10 protein-coding genes and 1 pseudogene are annotated in these 17,741 nt (G+C 55.9%); 3 read left to right on the forward strand and 8 right to left on the reverse strand.

Going from position 1 to position 17,741, the window contains the following annotated elements:
• Nucleotides 1-57 precede the first annotated feature (57 nt).
• From PCAR_RS05285 to PCAR_RS05295, 3 genes are read left to right on the forward strand one after another with little or no spacing between them, the layout of a single operon-like run.
• On the forward strand, nt 58-1,074 hold the full coding sequence (locus tag PCAR_RS05285; RefSeq protein WP_041531263.1) for an extracellular solute-binding protein: 1,017 nt from the start codon (nt 58-60) through the stop codon (nt 1,072-1,074).
• Between the two features lie 52 nt (nt 1,075-1,126).
• A complete protein-coding gene (locus tag PCAR_RS05290; RefSeq protein ID WP_011340615.1) occupies nt 1,127-2,788 on the forward strand; it encodes an ABC transporter permease in 1,662 nt (553 codons plus the stop codon).
• Nucleotides 2,789-2,814: 26 nt separating this feature from the next.
• A complete protein-coding gene (locus PCAR_RS05295; RefSeq protein WP_011340616.1) occupies nt 2,815-3,882 on the forward strand; it encodes an ABC transporter ATP-binding protein in 1,068 nt (355 codons plus the stop codon).
• Nucleotides 3,883-3,955: 73 nt separating this feature from the next.
• On the opposite strand, the gene PCAR_RS05300 is transcribed toward PCAR_RS05295, so the two are convergent.
• From PCAR_RS05300 to PCAR_RS05335, 8 genes and pseudogenes are all read right to left on the reverse strand, one after another.
• Complete coding sequence (locus tag PCAR_RS05300) at nt 3,956-6,655, reverse strand: cation-translocating P-type ATPase (protein WP_011340617.1); 2,700 nt, start codon at nt 6,653-6,655, stop codon at nt 3,956-3,958.
• A 221-nt stretch (nt 6,656-6,876) separates the two neighbouring features.
• Nucleotides 6,877-10,761, reverse strand: a complete 3,885-nt coding sequence (locus PCAR_RS05305) for a type I restriction endonuclease subunit R, EcoR124 family (RefSeq protein ID WP_011340618.1) — start codon at nt 10,759-10,761, stop codon at nt 6,877-6,879.
• Nucleotides 10,758-11,168, reverse strand: a complete 411-nt coding sequence (locus tag PCAR_RS05310; protein ID WP_011340619.1) for a nucleotidyltransferase substrate binding protein — start codon at nt 11,166-11,168, stop codon at nt 10,758-10,760. The genes PCAR_RS05305 and PCAR_RS05310 overlap by 4 nt, the downstream gene beginning before the upstream one ends.
• A 26-nt stretch (nt 11,169-11,194) precedes the next feature.
• Nucleotides 11,195-13,120, reverse strand: a complete 1,926-nt coding sequence (locus PCAR_RS05315) for an SWIM zinc finger family protein (RefSeq protein WP_011340620.1) — start codon at nt 13,118-13,120, stop codon at nt 11,195-11,197.
• A gap of 143 nt (nt 13,121-13,263) precedes the next feature.
• Nucleotides 13,264-13,641 carry an endonuclease domain-containing protein gene (locus PCAR_RS05320; RefSeq protein WP_011340621.1) on the reverse strand — a complete coding sequence of 126 codons (378 nt, stop codon included), beginning with the start codon at nt 13,639-13,641 and terminating at the stop codon, nt 13,264-13,266.
• 188 nt (nt 13,642-13,829) lie between these two features.
• Nucleotides 13,830-13,931 (reverse strand): annotated as a pseudogene (locus PCAR_RS18875) (type I restriction-modification system subunit M N-terminal domain-containing protein); the annotation flags it as partial.
• A gap of 358 nt (nt 13,932-14,289) precedes the next feature.
• Nucleotides 14,290-16,308, reverse strand: a complete 2,019-nt coding sequence (locus PCAR_RS05330) for a sigma-54-dependent Fis family transcriptional regulator (RefSeq protein ID WP_011340622.1) — start codon at nt 16,306-16,308, stop codon at nt 14,290-14,292.
• A gap of 384 nt (nt 16,309-16,692) precedes the next feature.
• A complete protein-coding gene (locus PCAR_RS05335; RefSeq protein WP_011340623.1) occupies nt 16,693-17,502 on the reverse strand; it encodes an SDR family NAD(P)-dependent oxidoreductase in 810 nt (269 codons plus the stop codon).
• Nucleotides 17,503-17,741 lie beyond the last annotated feature (239 nt).

The following is a 17,741-nucleotide window of genomic DNA, read 5'->3' on the forward strand; positions in this document are numbered from 1 at the left end:
GGTTGTTTTATGTAGAAACTGAAAACAGTTTTCAATTTCCACACAAGCGGAGGTCCCATGAAAAGATTGTTTTTAATGATGGTGTTTCTGGTTATGGCTGCGATTTGCGGCGTATCGCAAAGTCTTGCCGAGGCTGGAGAACTGGTTGTTTATTCGGCGCGCAACGAACATCTGATTCAGCCGTTATTCGATGCTTATACTGAACAGACCGGCACTGAAATTCGTTTCATTACCGATAAGGCCGGTCCCTTGCTGGCTCGTCTCAAGGCGGAAGGTTCCGGAACTCCGGCGGATCTTCTCATCACTGTTGACGCCGGAAATTTATGGCATGCGGCGCAAGAGGGAATCCTGCAGCCGGTGGTTTCGGAAACATTGCAACGCAATATCCCGGAACATCTGCGCGATACCGAAAATCGCTGGTTCGGGTTGTCTTTAAGAGCTCGAACTCTGGTTTACAGTACGGAGAGGGTGCGTCCGGAGCAGCTCAGCACCTATGCAGCCCTCGGTGGGGAAGTCTGGAAAGGGCGCTTGCTTCTGCGTACCTCCAAGAAGGTGTACAACCAGTCGCTGGTCGCCATGCTGATCGCCGCCCATGGCGAGGCTGGCGCCGAGTCCATCGTCCGTTCCTGGGTGGATAACCTTGCCGCTGCTCCCCTGGCCAACGATACCCAGGTGATGGAGGCGATCCTGGCTGGGCAGGGAGATGTCGGGATCGTGAACACCTATTACTTCGGTCGTCTGCTGAGAAAGGACCCGAACATAAAACTGGCTCTGTACTGGCCTAATCAGGGCGAGGCAAGCGGCGGAGTCCACGTCAACGTTTCAGGGGCCGGCGTTACACGTCATGCCAAGCATCGGGCCGAAGCCATACGTTTTCTGGAGTGGTTGTCGAGCGAAAAGGCACAGAATCTGTTTGCCGACGGAAATCTGGAATATCCGGTCAATCCGAAGGTCAAACCCCATGCGGATGTCGCTGCCTGGGGGGCTTTTCGTGCCAGCGATCTGCCTTTGATTCAGGCCGGTGAACTGCAGGAATCCGCTATCAGATTGATGGATCGTGCCGGTTACCGGTAAGAACGGTCGTTCTTTTATGCAAGATTCCGAAACCATCGTGCAGGATAGGAGCGTGAAGACACGGTTGTGTCGTGTCTTCACGCGCTTCCGTCCTGATCGGGATACGGGCTGGACGGTTTTAATCGGGACCGCTTGTGCCTTGGTACTGGCGCCATTGCTGGTGATTTTCATGGCCTGGCGGCAGCCGGCTCACGATATCTGGCATCATTTGTACGCGACGGTTCTGTTCGACCTGTTGGTCAATTCGCTGGTACTGGCGGTGGGCGTTTGCGCCGGTTCGGCTGTGCTCGGTGTCAGCCTGGCCTTGTTGACGGCCCTATGCGAGTTTCCAGGCAGGCGATTGTTTTCCTGGGTGCTGTTGCTACCTCTGGCCATGCCGGCTTACGTGCTGGCCGTGGCGGTGCTCGGTTTACTGGACTATTCCGGTCCGGTAGCAAGCGTGCTGCGCAGCTTGTTCGGGTCGGCAACATGGCTGCCACCGGCGCGGTCGACTCCGGTGATTATCGGGGTTCTCACCTTGACCCTTTATCCCTATGTGTATCTTCTTGCCCGTAACGCATTTCGGACCCAGGGGCAGAGGATGCTGGAAGCAGCCTGCTCCCTTGGTTGCAGCCCTTGCCGAGCGTTTTTCAAAGTCGTGCTGCCCATGGCACGTCCGTGGATAGCCGGTGGCGTGATGCTGGTATTGATGGAAACCCTGGCCGATTTCGGCACGGTTTCGGCGTTCAATTTCGATACTTTCACCACCGCCATTTACAAGGCCTGGTATGGATTCTTCTCCCTGCCGGCCGCAGCCCAATTGTCCTCCTGCCTTGTGACCCTGATTTTTGTTGTGGTGTTGCTTGAGCAACGTCTGCGTAGCCGGCGTCGATATGCAGAATCCCGCCCAGTTGCCGCAGGCAACCGAATTCAGTTGCGGGGCTGTCGGCGTTGGCTGGCATGTGCCTACGCAACGAGTGTGCTTATGCTGGCGTTGGTGTTGCCTGTAGGGCAGCTTTTATATTGGGCTGTCGGTTCCTGGGGGGAGGAGTTCAATGTCCGCTATTTCGGGCTTTTGTACCATTCCCTACGATTGGGAATGATCGGCGCATTGGTTGTGGTGCTGGTGGCGCTGGGGGTGGCCTATGGGCTGCGCAGACGGCCCGGTCCGGGTCATCGGGCCATGGTGCGTTTGGCGAATCTGGGGTATGCCCTGCCGGGGCCGGTTCTGGCGGTTGGGTTGTTTATCCCCATGATTGGCCTCGATCGGTATGTTTCGACGTTCTTGGAGGAAGCTTTCGGCCTGGCTCCCGGTGCCTGGCTCACCGGAACCGGCTTGGCTATGCTGATGGCGTATCTGGTGCGTTTTCTGGCTGTGGGATTCAAGACGGTGGACGGGGCCATGCACCGGATTCCGCCCCAACTCGACGATGCAGCCCGACTCATGGGCCATGGAAGTTTCTCGCGATTGATGCGGCTGCATCTGCCGCTGCTTAAGAACGGCCTGCTGACTGCCGCCACCCTGGTGTTCGTCGATGTCATGAAAGAGATGCCGATGACTCTTATGACGCGCCCTTTTGGTGTCGATACTCTGGCGGTGAAGATTTTCGAACTGACCTCCGAGGGAGAATGGGAAAGGGCCGCATTACCCGCTCTGACCTTGCTGGCTGCAGGCGTGCTGCCCATCGTTCTCTTTATGCGCGCGGGTCAGGACCATAGCCTCAGGGCGCGGTAACGACAAAGAATATCAAGGAGAAATGCATGGATAAGCCTGTGCTTGCATTGGAGCATGTCACCCAGGCCTACGGCGAGCGCCGTGTGGTGAAAGACCTGACCCTGGCCTTGGACAAAGACCAAATCGGCTGTTTGCTTGGTCCCAGCGGTTGTGGCAAGACCACCACGCTGCGCATTGTTGCCGGTTTCGAGCCCCTGCTGGCAGGGCGGGTGAGCGTCAATGGCACGGTTGTCAGCCGTCCCGATTGGCTTCTGCCTCCGGAAAAACGAGCCATCGGCATGGTGTTTCAGGACTATGCCCTGTTTCCGCACCTCTCGGTCCAGGACAACATCGGCTTCGGTTTGCTGCATCTGTCGCGTCGGGGAAGGCGATCCCGTATAGGCGAAGTGCTGGAGTTGGTGGGCCTTTCGGAAAGTCGGCAGTGCTTCCCCCATGAACTTTCCGGGGGCCAGCAGCAGCGGGTCGCTCTGGCCCGTGCTCTGGCGCCACGACCTGCGCTGTTGCTCATGGACGAGCCATTTTCCAATCTCGATGTCACCCTGCGAGATCGGCTGGCCCTGGAGGTGCGGCAGATCATCAAGTCCTACGGCGCTACCGCCTTGTTCGTCACGCATAACCAGCAGGAGGCGTTCGCCATCGCAGATCGCATCGGCGTGATGGATGCCGGTGAGCTGCGGCAGTGGGACAGTGTCGTCGATCTATACCGGAAACCGGCAGATCCCCAGGTCGCATGTTTTATCGGCGAAGGGACGCTGGTGCCCGGGCGGGCTACCGCAGACGGTGCTATTCATACCGAACTGGGGCTATTTTTTGACGGCCAGGCGCAAACAGACGGTGGCCCGGTGCAGGTATTGCTGCGACCGGAAGACATTTACCACGACGAGTCATCGGAAATAAAGGCCCGGATCATTCAAAGCCAGTTTCGTGGGGCGAACATGTTTTGTCTTTTGGAAACCCCAAGTGGACAACAGCTGCAGGCCCTCTTTCCCGGGACATGCGAATGGTCTGCCGGACAGAGCGTCGGCATTTCTACCAAGCTGGGGAAACCGGTCTGCTTTCCCCTGGATCTCTCCTCCCCTCCCTCCTCCATGTAATAAAGGGCCGGATCCTCTCCGGCCCATTTTTTTTAGCAGACGGATGTACTTTCCCATCCGGCATTGTTTCGGATTATTTCGCAGGGCTGAACCGCAGGCGGCGCATCACGGCCCATAGCTGCATTAGCAACACGGGAGCTGCCGCGCCCATGAGAGTTATGATCCACATATCCCTGTTCAAGCCGGTGGTGTGCAGGATTCTCTGTAGTGCCGGCGTGTAGACGGCCAGCAGTTGCAGAACCAGTGTCAGGGAAAAGGCGCCCCACAGGTAGGGCGCTTTGGAAAGGCTGGCGTCAAAACCGAGACCGTTTTTGCGGCGCACGTTGAAAACATGCAGCAACTGGCCGACGGCCAGTGTCATGAAAGCTACGGTGCGGCATTGGGGCAGGCTCAGCCCCTGCTGCACGGTAACTGCGAAAGCGACAAGGGGGCCGAGGGTGATAAACAGTCCTTCTGCGCCAATGCGTAACTTGAAACGTGTTGTTATCAGGCCTTGTGCAGGATTGCGGGGCGGTCGGGTCATGACATCGGTTTCGGGGGCTTCGAATCCCATGGCCAGGGCGGGAAAGACATCGGTGACAAGATTGAGCCACAAAATCTGCAGCGCCACCAGCGGGGTAGGTAATCCCATGAGGATACACAGGAAGATAACCAGGATCTCGCTCAGATTGCAGGAAAAAAGGTAGTGGATAAACTTGTGGATATTGTCGAAAATGACCCGTCCTTGCCGCACCGCTTCAAGGATGGTGGCGAAACGGTCGTCCAAAAGTACCATGTCCGCAGCCTGTCTGGCGACACTGGTGCCACGTTGCCCCATGGCGACCCCGATATCGGCACGTTTGAGCGCCGGGGCGTCGTTGACGCCGTCACCGGTCATGGCGGTGATCTGATTATCGGCATTGAGGGCGGCGATAATATCGAGTTTGTTACGCGGGGAGATGCGTGCATAGACACTGCAGATGCGCAATCTCGCCGTCAGTTCGGGAACGGTCATGTGCGCCAGTTCCAGGCCGCTGGTGACGCTTTCGTCAGGGCTGCCGATGCCGACCCGTCGCGCGATGGCCAGGGCGGTATCGGCCTGGTCGCCGGTAAGCATGATGGTGCGGATACCAGCCGCGCGTGCCATGCCGATGGCGTCGGCTACATCGGGGCGGGGAGGATCGAGGATGCCGGCCAGGCCCAGAAAAGTCATGCCGGAAAGGATCGTCTCGGACAGAGGGCCGGTCGGTGGCGATGTTTTTCGGGCTAATCCCAGCACGCGCAAACCCTCGGCGGCCAGGCGGGAGTTTTCCCGGCATATGGAAGCCTTGAGGGATTCATCCAGGGGGGCCTCGCCACTATTTTGCCGGATGCTGCGGCACATGCCAAGTACCACGTCCGGTGCTCCCTTGAGGTAGATGACCTCGCCTTTTTCCGGAGTGGCGCAGCGTACCGCCATGTATCGCAGATCGGAATCGAAAGGCAGTTCATCCCGGCGCTGCCAGCCGGCAGCTGTTAAGGCTTCCCGCTCCAGACCGGCTTTGCAGGCGGCTGTGACCAGGGCGCCTTCGGTAGGATCCCCGATCAAGGACCACTGCCCCTGAGTTTCGGAAAGACTGGCATTGCTGCACAGCGCTCCGGCCCGTAAAAAGTCTCGCAGCGTTTCATCGGCGGCGCTGTCGAGAGGCTTTTCCCCTTCCCAAAATCTGCCGGTGGGAGCATAGCCCGTGCCCTCGACCCGGATATGCCGGTCCGGTAGGGCGATGTCCTGCAGGGTCATCTGGTTTTCGGTCAGGGTGCCGGTTTTATCGGTGCAGATCACCGTGGTGGAGCCGAGGGTTTCCACGGCGGGCAGGCTTTTGACCAGGGCCCGGTGCCTGGCCATGCGCCACATACCGATGGCCAGGGTCACAGTGGCCACCGCCGGCAGTCCTTCGGGAACCGCGGCAATGGCCAGGGCGATGCCGGTTTTGAGCATTTCGGCCCAGGGCCGTCCGCCGAGAATGCCGGTGCCGGACACAACGGCGGTAATCGCCAGCGTCAGCACCACCAGAAATCTTCCGGTGCGTTCCAGGCGTTCCTCAAGTGGACTCGGTTCCTCTTTGGTCGTTGCTAGCATGTCCGAGATCTTGCCGACCTCGGTGGCGGTACCCGTCGCGACCACCACGGCCGCGCCGTTGCCGCGCGTGACAGCGGTGCCCATAAAGACCATATTCCGGCATTCGGCCAGCGGCACCTCGCCACGGATGGGCTCGACGGTTTTGCCGGAGGGGGTCGATTCCCCGGTAAGCAGAGACTCGTCGACGGCCAGGTTGTCGGCTTCGAACAACCGACCGTCGGCGGTGACGAGATCGCCTTCTTCAAGCACCAGGATGTCGCCGGCGACCACTTCTTCCGCGGCAATCTGGCGCAGTCGCCCGCCGCGTAGCACCTTGGCGGTGGTTTTGACCATCTGCTGCAGGCTCTCCACCGATTTCTCCGCGCGATATTCGGTGATGAAGCCGAACAGGGTGTTAAGCACTACGACGGCCAAAACCGCCAGGCCTTCCAGAATCTCCCCGAGGAAGAAAGATATCCCTGCGGCAGTCAGCAGCAGCACTACGATGATATTGCGTACCTGGCGCAGGATGATTTCCCAGGCCGAGATGGGTTTGCCGCGGGCGATAAGGTTGCGCCCGTAACGGGCCAGGCGGCGGCGAGCCTGCTGCGCGGTCAGGCCTTTCCGCAGGTCGGTATTCTGCCGCTTGGCAACTTCGGCGGCACTTTGGTGAGTGGGGTAGAGAGAATCGTTCATGGTTTTTTCAGTATAGCTGAAAAGACGCGCCAAGCTGTCAACCGAACTGGAATTATTCGTATCTTTATACGAAAAAGAGAGGGCTCTTTTTGGGGCAATACCTTTAAGAAAAACAAGCAAAAGACGAATTTTTTACTCGGCCAACAGAGCAAGGGCAACAGGGACGTTGACAAAAGTCAGTATTTGAAATGTAAAGGAGCGATTCCTGAAATCTTTTCCGTTCAGTGCTTATTGGTCTTCTGAACAGAACGATTTCGTTCCTCTTTGATTTTTCTAAACTCCGCCTCCAGATCCTTGTTGATAATCACCGAAGGTTCATTTTGTTCGCCACTCTTTCCAAAGCGCTGTCGAATATGCTCCTGCAACGTCTCGAGCCCCGCGGATGCGGAACCATATAGTGCAAGAAACGCAAGAACGGGACCGCCGATGACGAGAGTATATCCATACGCATTCAGGGCAAACTCAAGAACGGTGCTCCCCTCTCTCGCCTCGGTAAGCGACCAGAAAACACTGCCGTCCCTGAAATTTTCCGCTTCGCTAAAGTGAAAATCGTATGCTTTTAAAACCGTCTCAAATTCCGCGGTTAAACCGAAGTATTCCGTCAGAATGGTGTCGCTGACGATGCCACGCGCCAGAAGTTCTCCGGCAAGGGGATATGCGGACAAACTCTCCAGCCGTTCGCGATAGGGACGATCCACCGTCAATCCGAAGCGAACGAGTTCCGTGACATTGCGGTTGCTGTTTATCTCATCGCTGAAGAAAAGTTCCTTGTCGCCTATCCGGTGCGCCACCTCGTGGATCGGCCGCGAATTGTAAGCCGCACTCTCCTCATGCACTTCGAGCGAACCGGTCCCTTCGTCAAAGCGTTGAATAATGCCTTGCATCTCTCCCAACACCCGCGAGTAGACCTTTTTCCTTTCCATCAGTTTGGGCTTGTACTCCAGGGCCGAGAACACGGTTTCGCGCAAAGGGTCTTTGCCGGAAAAATGATATTCATCCATCATGCGATAAACCGCTTCTTTATCCAATCTTTCCCGTCGGCAAAGATCATTAACCGCCACGCGCTTTTCCCGATTCCAATAGCCGGTGAACATTTCCTCCAGGTCCTGGTCGGCCGTGAGTTGCGGCATGTATTCGGCAATGAAGCGCTCGATCAACTCCCGCTTGCTCCGCAGTTGCGCCTCTCGACCCAGCATTTCCAACACCGTCCGCACGGAGTCGGCGCCGGGTTGTGCCGAACCGGTCTGCTGCTTGCGGTATTGAATGTCGCTCAGCAGCTTGACGATATAGCCGACGTTCACTTCGTCGCGCCGGATCAGTTCGAGCTGAAAGTCGATCTCCTCGATGATGGACGCGCCCTCCTGCCAGGCATGGGTCCGATCGTAAATATCGAGATACTTGCTCTTGTAGTCCTCGAATCTCTGTTCGGTCAGCTCCAGGTCGCTCCAGCTGAAATCGTTAAAGGGTTTGAGCTTGTTCAGGGTCACGATCAACTGACGGAACGCTTTGACATAGGCCAGCTGTTCCTCCTCGGTAAACAGCCCATTGACCGCATCGGGCGTTGCGGCGATCTCCAACAGGTGCCGAACGCCCTGATTGAAGCGCTCCATATACACTTCGTAAGGCTCCATCAGGACATCTTCGCTGGCCTCGGTATCGCAGAAAAGTCGGATCGCCTCGTCGGTGTTCTCTTTGAGATTGCGGAAGCAGACGATGTTTCCCTGCGATTTAAGCTCGCCGAGGATACGGTTGGTGCGGGAATACGCCTGGATCAGACCGTGATATTTCAGGTTCTTGTCCACGTAGAGGGTGTTGATCTTCTTGGCGTCGAAGCCGGTGAGAAACATGTTGACCACCAGCAGAATGTCGGCCCGGTCCTTGTCCTTGAAGCTTTCTTTCTCCCGCTCCTTGAAACGCTTGGCGATATCCTTGTAATAGGTATAGAACGCCTTGCTGTCCCTGACCGAATGCTGCGTGCGGTACAGGGCATTGTAATCGGCCACATACTCTTCCAGCTTTTCGCGGCTGTGTCTGCTCTCCGGGGCATCGACGCGGATATCGAAATCGGGCTCGCCGATCAGGCCGTTGGCGTCCTGATCTTCCTCGTTGGGGTCAAAAGTGAACACACTGACCACCCGCAGGTCGTGCTCGCCGGCCTGTTTCTTGCGTTTGAAGATATCGTAATACCTGGTCAGCGTCGCGACATTGCCTGCGCACATGATGGCCGAGAAGCGGCGGTTGTGGGTTTTACGATTGTGATGGGCGATGATCCAGTCGACAACCCCGGTCAGTCGTGCTTCGTTTTCGAAAAACGCTTTTTTGTCGATGGACGCGACCTGCTCGTCTATCAGGGTGCCGTCCCTGCGTTTGAGCTTGCCCCAGTATTCCACCGAAAACTTGAGGACGTTTTCGTCCCTGATGGCATCGGTGATGACATACTTGTGCAGACATTTTTCAAACAGGCTCTTGGTGGTGCGCTTGCCATGTTTGTTGAAGGTGGCATTCTCGGCAAAAATCGGCGTGCCGGTAAATCCGAAGAGTTGCGCCTTGGTGAAATAGTTGACGATATTCTTGTGCGTATCGCCAAACTGCGAACGGTGGCACTCGTCGAAGATGAACACCACGCGCTTATCCCTGAGCGCCTCCATGGCCTTTTCATGCCTCGGCTTCTTGATGGCGGTGTTCAGCTTCTGAATGGTGGTGACGATCAGCGAGTTATCGCCCGCCATCTGTTTCACCAGGGTTCTGGTATTGTCCGTCCCATCGACACTGCCCGGACTGAAAAAATTGAACTCCTCGGTGGTCTGGTAATCGAGATCGGCGCGGTCGACCACAAAAACCACCTTATACACCTTGGGCAGATGCGTCAGGATCTGCGCCGCCTTGAAGCTGGTCAGCGTCTTCCCGGAGCCGGTGGTGTGCCAGATATAGCCGTTTTTGCGCCCGTTTTTCACCCGCTCGACGATCGCCTCGACCGCGTAATACTGATAGGGCCGCAACACCATCAGCAGCTTGTGCGATTCGTGCAAAACGATGTATTTGCAGATCATCTTGGAGAGATGGCACTTTTCCAGGAACAAATCGGCAAATTGGTCGAGCTGGGTCACCGGCTGGTTGTTTTCCCTGGCCCAATAGAAGGTCTGCTTGAATTCCTGCTTGCGGTTATTGGCGTAGTACTTGGTGTTCTTGCCGTTGGAGATGACGAACAGCTGCACATAGTTGAACAGGCCGTTTTCCGCCCAGAAGGAATGGCGCTGGTAACGGTTGATCTGGTTGAAGGCTTCCTTCAGCTCGATGCCGCGCCGTTTCAGTTCGATCTGCGCTAGCGGCAGGCCGTTGATCAGCAGGGTCACGTCGTAACGATTCAGATACCTGCCGTTCTGGCTGACCTGACGGGTGACCTGGTACTGGTTGCGGCACCAGTGTTCCACGTTCAGAAACTGCAGGTAACAGGTTGAACCGTCGTCGCGGTGCAGCAAAAAGCGATCGCGCAGGGTCTTGGCACGTTGGAAGACGTTCCCCTTGTCGAGATGGCTGAGCACCCGCGTAAATTCCGCCTCGCTCAGCGTCTGTCCTTTGAGTTCCTTCTCGTTGTGAATCTCGAGCTGCCTTTTGAGATTGGTTCGCAACGCATCGGCGTTGTTGATGGATACACGCTCCCACCCGAGGCCCTGCAGCCGTTTGATCAGGTTCTCTTCGAGTTGGGCTTCGGATTGAATGCCCTCGGTTTCGTATGTCTTGCGCTTGCGCAGTTGCGCCTGTTCGGCGCGGTAGGCGGCCGCGCTGTAGAACTCGACGCCGACCCGCTCGATATGGTCGAGAAGGCTCTCGTTTTCGATGTAGTCGATCAGGGAAAGATCAACCCCCCAGGGCAACCCCAGGTCCTCAAGGGCACTGGAGACCTTGTGCAGAAACTTCAGCGTTTTTCCGTCGGTGAGATGGAGGGTGAGGTCGATATCGGAGCCGGGGCGAGGCGTCCCCTTGGCGCGCGAACCGTAGAGCACGGCCCGGTCGATTTCCGGAAAGCGGGCAAAGATTTTCCGGATATCCTCAACCGTTTTGCGCGGCAGGCCGTAAAGGCTGTCTTCGGAGGCAGGCTTCGTCATAGGCCTTTTTCAGACAGTTGATTGAGCTTGGCGTTCAGTTTGCAAAAACTTTCGAAATAGGCATCGACAATGGCCGTAACGATTTTTTTGGTCACCTCTTCGTTATAGGTGTGCGAGCTGGCGTTGCGGCTTTCGATCATCTCCAGCCAGACCTCGCCGTCTTCGACCAGACCGACTTCAAAGGCTTTTCTTGCCACGTTCTTCGAACCATACAGCTCGGTGTAGCCCTGATCCTCCAGGAAATCCTTCTGGGTTTTCCAGGCAAGTTCATGGTTGTATTCAAAGGACTGAATCAGACCCTGTTCCTCCAGTTCATTCAGCTCTTCCTTCTCCATGAACCTGGTCAGCTGCGCCAGGGCACGGTTCCAGTTGTGCAGACGCTGAATCCAGCGGATGTCTTCTGTCATTAACTCTGCTCCTCAGGCATGTTCAATCACACCAGCTTACGGTTTTTCGTCAACTCATCCAACACCTGCATCAAGCGGCGCTTGGCTTTATGACGGATACGCAGATCCTGGATCAGCGCTGTCCAATCGCCTTGTCGGGCGGTCTGTTGAAAAACTTGGTGCATTTTGCGCAGGTATTTGGCTGCTTCCTTATAGGCCTTCGGTTTAACCTGCCCGATCAGGCTTTCGGCGATCGTGTGCCAAATCCGCAACGCGATATCGGGATGACTGGCGGCAACCGCCTTGGCCAACGCCTCATCGACACTGTAGCCCCAATGTCTGGCGGCAGGTCGCTCCTGGTAGATTGCTACCGCATCATCGAGGCGTTTTTCCAGAATGGCGATCTCGATCAAAAGCTCCCAATTCGGGAAATTCAAACGTCGTGAAGGAGTTTGGGCCTGTTCGAATTCGATCTCCGGCACCGGCAAAGGCCACGAGAGATGAAATCCGTCTTTGACGGGCAGATTTCCCGTCCGAAGATAATCGAGCACAGCACAACGAACCGCTTGCCAGACATCGATTTTCTCTGCCGCTTCCTTCAAGGCAAGGTAAGCCTCATCCGAAGGGTGTCTGAAAAAATCCTGGGACCGGTAAGCGGCAACCAGATCAAAACGTCCTTCGTCCGTGGCGAGTTTTCGCAGCTGGCGTTGCAAACCGTCGGCGATACCGGGGGCCTTTTTAATGGTCTTCCGAAAACCTTTGATGCACCATGCTCGCGCCCGGTCAAAATCCCCGGCGTTACGCAAAGCTTTCACCAGTTCTTTATAACAGTGGGTATGGGGTGCCTCTCGCTCCAGCAGGGGGATAACCTTAGCGGTTTGCTCCGCTCGAACGTAGACATCGCGCAGCCGGAGAACCAGTCGCTCACGATAATACCGTTTCGAGAATTCACTCGTTTTCGACACCTTCAATCGACCGAGCATCTCCTCGATGGCCGCAGCCACCTCGCGCCAGTGCTGCGGCGTATAACGCGGATTGTTGACAATCGAATCGATATCCCCGAGCAAGCCGTACTGATCGTCAAGTTCATGCTTGGCCAGCCACAGCAATTGTTCAGCAGGCGACAGGGATGTTTGCGGCAACGCCTTAAGGACGATTGCAAGACACGCGGAAATCGCCTCGGCGGTCATGCCTTCGTCATCGGATTGCTCCACCTGCTCAATGCCGCGCGTCCAGAGTTCCTCTCCCAACTCCATCACCGCATCGGCGTTGCCATTGTTGAGCAGCGCCAGCAGCTGTTTTTCCAGATGGGAATAGTCGGGCAGGTTCCCTCGATGTTCCCAATGGCTATACCAGGCCTCCTGGGCCGTGAGTTTGCGAATTTCCTTGCGCAATGAGCGCACCAGCTGGTCCACCTTTCCGCTTTCGAGTTGCCCCTTCTCGCGAATTCGCCGGGCCACATCGGGAAACTCGCCGGCCAGGTTTACGAGCAAGCGCTGCAGCTGGTCGCGGGATTTTTCCGCCAGCAGCTTTTCGAGGTTTTGTGCAGATTTGATCGTACCGGGTGCCGGCGGGACGAAAGAGGGTGCGGTGTCATCTTCATCGTCCCAATCATCCTGTGCCGTTTCGAAGGCCTCCAGATACAGCTCGTCATCCGGAGCAAGCAGCGGTATCTCCTTGCGCTGCCTGATCCGGGAGGCCGCCGCCAGCAATACGGCCACGGCGTGTTTGCATGGACCGTAATCGTAAGGGCAGGTGCAGTTGTAATCGAAATCAGCCTGCCCCTCGTGCCGGACCCAGGTGGCATACTCGTCGTTACCGGAAACCCACGCGACCAGCGTGCCGTCTTCGGTTCGCGAAAGCTGCGATACGCAAGAGGTATAGTCTTTGCCGCGCTGGTAGATCCTGTCGCCGGCCCAGTCCCGCAGGTCTTCGTGGGTAAGGTCTTTAAATTTTTCGCGAATAGATTGCATTGCCCTGTCTTTCCCCCCCTGCGTCGGACCCCCCTGCGTCGGACCCCCCTGCTCGCTACGCTCGCTTCCCCCCTATAAATAAGGGGGATACTGTTTTTGTCTTTTATTCCCCCTGCGCAGTAGGGGAGATACCGTTTAGTTTTTTATCCCCCCTGCGAAGTAGGGGGGACAGAGGGGGGTCCCAATATCTCCACCAATCGCGCATAAACCCCTTCAATATTCTCCATCACTTCTCTGTTGCTGAACCGGACAACGTGCAGACCGAGGCCTTGTAAATAAACGGTGCGGTCGGCATCGTAGGCCTGAGCTTCACCCGGCATATGGCTCTCACCGTCAATTTCGATGACCAGCTTGTGAGAGGCGCAGTAAAAGTCGACAATATAAGGGCCGAACGGGCGTTGCCGCCGGAATCGGTGCGGCAACTGCTTCAGACACTGATACCACATCCGTTTTTCCGGTTCGGTCATGTTCGAACGCATTTCACGAGCGCGTGGGATCAATTTTCGGGTGTAGGTTTTCATTGCGCGCCTGTGTCGGACCCCCCCCTGCTCGACCCCCCTGCTCGACCCCCCTGCTCGACCCCCCTGCTCGACCCCCCTGCTCGACCCCCCTGCTCGCTACGCTCACTTCCCCCCTATTTCATAGGGGGGATGATGCCTTTGCTTCCCCCCTGCAAGGCAGGGGGGATTGAGGGGGGTGATGTTTACACCAGGCAATAGTCACGAAACTCGTCAGCATTCATCTTGCCGCGTAGTTCGTTGGCGATATTCCAGAGTTTCTGTTCAAGCTGTTTTTTTTGGCTGTTCGTCATAAAATCACACCACTTCGCTACATCGGATATCAAACAAAACCCGTCCGCACAGGTTGCTTCCGTACGGACGGGTTTTTTCTGAAATTCTCTCCCCATGCCCAATTACTTCATATCACCAATTAAAATACAACGCCGCCAATGTAGCGCAAATTCCCGGGAAAGTAAATTTCCTCGGGCTCTGATAACTGAGTCAGGCAGGAAAAAGTCGATAATAATTTCACCGGATTATTTATTTCGCTCAAGTTGATGAACAATGGAAGCCTCGGCGTTGGGATCGATGCAGGGAAGGGGGGCGGGGGCTGTTAATGGGGGGACTGTTTACAGCTTCGGAGGTTGACGACGGTGATGGGGGTTCGAGTTATGGGCGTTTGTTGGGCGGGACAATATCGTACTTTTCCATTTTACGATACATGGTCGATCGACCGATGCCGATTTCCTTCGCCGCTTTTATAACTTGCCATTGGTGTTTTTTCAAGGCATCCAGAATGAGTGCTATTTCCGCCTGTTCCATGGGGCTCCACGAATGTTCTTCTTGTGCCGCAGACTGCATTTTTTCAGGTGCGGAGGTTTCCATAGGCGGTAGCAGAGCCGTCAGCTCCGGATCCGTAACCTCTTCCGGCAAACTGGTCGAGATGATGCCGTCACCGTCGGACATGGCCAGGGCATAACGTAAAACGTTGCGCAACTGGCGGATATTTCCCGGCCAGTCATAGCGGGTCAGCAGATTCAGCGCTTCCTCGTCTATGGCGATCGCACCGATCTCCGTATTTGCCTCGATGGCCAGAGCCAGCCGAATAAGCTGAGCGAGGTCGGTTCGCTGACGCAGCGGCGGCAAGACAAAGGATATGCCTTTAAGTCGGTAGAAGAGGTCTTCCCGGAAACTGCCTTCGGCCACCATGTCCCGGATGTTGCGGTGGGTGGCGCAGATCACATTCAAGCGTACCGGGATGGGACTGGCGCCTCCCAGGGGAGTGATTTCTTTTTCTGCAAGCACCCGCAGCAAGCGGGGCTGCAAGCTGGTCGGCATATCGCCGATCTCGTCGAGAAACAAGGTGCCGCCGTTCGATTGCACGATCTTGCCCTGCATGCCTTTGTTGAGCGCTCCGGTGAAGGCGCCTGCGGTGTAACCGAACAGTTCGCTTTCGATGAGCGATTCGGGAATCGATGCGCAGTTGATCGCCACAAACGGTTTATTGGCCCGGCTGCTGGCATTGTGAATCGCGCGCGCGAACACCTCCTTGCCCGTACCGGTTTCACCGTTAAGCAATATGGGGATGTTTTTGTCCAGGACCCGCTTGGCACGGGTAACGATTTCTCTCAATCGGCGGTCGGCACCGGCCAGGAGGTCAAGGCTCAGAGGCTCGGCGACGGAAAGTTCTTTAAGTGGTGTGGCCTTGGCTTTTGGGGCGGGACGATTCTGGATCGATTTGATGCCGATAGCTTGAGGTGAACGCAACGTGGCGAAGTAATAGTCACCATTGGTAATGGTCCGGATGGGCCATGTCATGTTCGATTTGCCCGCAACGTCGATAAATTGGTCGAATTTGATATCGAAAATATCACCGATATCGCGTCCGATCATAGTTTTATAAATGCCGCCGCCAAATTGTTGCCGTGCCGTCTGATCGGCAGCAAGCACGGTTCCGTTGCCGTCCAGAGCCAATAGGCAGGTCTTGTTTACCGCAGCCATTTCCCGATTGTTGCAGATACATAACAGCCACTGATCTTCAAATTGATGATAAAAATACGCCGCCTCGATGAGCTGGGCTGTCTGTTTGACCAGTTGCAGGGCAAAATACTGGCTCTCCTTGGAGTCGGGCGAACGCAGGGCCGAAATATCAATCAAGCCCAGCATCTCGCCAAAAGGATCGAGTATCGGTGCCGCAGAGCATGTCAGATCGGCGTTGACAACCCGGAAGTGCTCGCCCTTGTGGATGGTGATGGCTCGCTTTTCGACCAGGCAGGTACCGACGGCACAGGTGCCTTCTTCCTCTTCGGCCCAGATCGAGCAAAGGTAGAGGCCGGCTTTTTTCCATTCCCGGGCCTGTTGATCGTCACCGAGCCAATCAAGGGTCGTGACGTTATGGTCGCACAACAGGGCGCAGTAGCCGTGAGGCGAGACCTGGCGGAAGAGTTCTCTGACTGCGGGCCGTGCGATACGTAAAAAGTCGTCGACCGCCTCCGCTTGTTCCTTAAACTCGCGTTCGGTAAGTATTCTGACCCGAGCCGCATCGGCGGGATCGATCCCGTGCTGATTCATGCTGCGCTGCCAGGAACAGAGTACCGGTGCGTCAACAGAGGCTGTCACGGCGCCGTTGGTGTGGGCGACCGCTGAGTAGACTTTCTCGATATGTTGCTTTTGATTTAAGAGAGCCATGGCTGCCAAAAAATACGTGTGAATAATAACCTGTTACGATGTTTTGTCGGGTGGGCTGTGTTTTGAGTGTAGTCTTTTCTAAGTAGTATAGTTTTAAGGGATAATTAGTGTCAAACCATATTCTATCGGATGTTTTCCCGCGGAGATTTTGCCTGGTGTTGTCAGCGGGCTTTGGGGTCGCTTGGTGCCGTTTGCCGCTTGTTGGTTATTCTACCATGTTTTCTGTCGTTTCGCAGTGATGGGGGGTAGTTTGAACCATGTATGGGGGATGTCGCTTTTGCTGGAGCGTAGAGGGTAGCCCCCTCCTCCTCTAATGGCAGCTAGAGGCGGAGGGGGCGAGACTCGCCTCCCCAGAAGGCAGCAAAGGGGGAGGCAAGAAGGGGTTTAGTTCAGAACGATTCCGCCGTCGATCATAACCGACTGGCCGGTCATGTAGTCGGCATCTTGGGACGCGAGGTAGGATACGTACCCGGCAACCTGCTCCGGATTTCCGACTTCTTTCGCGAGAATGGCGCTGTCCACATACGCCTTGAGGGTTTCTCCTTTGCCTGCGCCGGTGTACGCGCCGATCTTCTCATCGATGAGGTCCCACATGTCGGTGCCAACGATGCCCGGGCAGTATCCATTGACCGTGATTTTATGTTCGGCCATCTCTCTGGCAAAGGCCTGGGTATATCCTCGAACGGCGAATTTGGAGCAGCTGTAAACGGGCAGGAATGCGAAACCCGAGTGGCCGGCGATACTGCAGCAATTGATGATCTTGCCGCCGCTACCCAGGTGGCCATTATGACCTTGCTTGATCATCTGCTTGGCAGCTGCATTGTCGGTGAGAATCACGCCCTTGACGTTCACGGCGAGCTGTTTGTCGACATCTTCGGGGGTGTGATCGACCCCCAGTTTTACGACACCTATGCCGGCGTTTGCCACCATGATGTCCAGTTTTCCGAATTGTTCAACCGTTTTAGCCACAAGCGCTTCAACATCCGCCTGGTTGGTCACGTCGGCCTCGACTGCCATGCTTTTTCCACCGGCAGATTCGATCTCGGCTACAACTTTTTGCGCGTTGTCCATCATGACATCGCTTATTACAACAGTTGCACCGTCAGATGCCAATCTCGTGGCGATGGCTTTGCCGATTCCACGGCCCGAACCAGTAACGATTGCAACTTTTCCTGCCAGTTTCTTGTCTGCCATTTGGTAGATCCTTTCCATGATGTTGGTTGGTAAAATGGGCACCATCGCCCTGTAATAAGATCAATAACGCAAATTATGAAGAGTTAATGATCCTTGAAAACAATAAAACGTAGTTCTAGTATGGCTATTTTTGGTGACTTTGGTTATGTTGGTTTCTGCGTCCGGTTTGCTTCTGTCGTGCGGGTGTTTTTCGCCAACTAACTCGATGTCGGTCACCTGTAAAATATCGAAGCAATGTA

The organism is Syntrophotalea carbinolica DSM 2380, from assembly GCF_000012885.1.
Classification (GTDB): domain Bacteria; phylum Desulfobacterota; class Desulfuromonadia; order Desulfuromonadales; family Syntrophotaleaceae; genus Syntrophotalea; species Syntrophotalea carbinolica.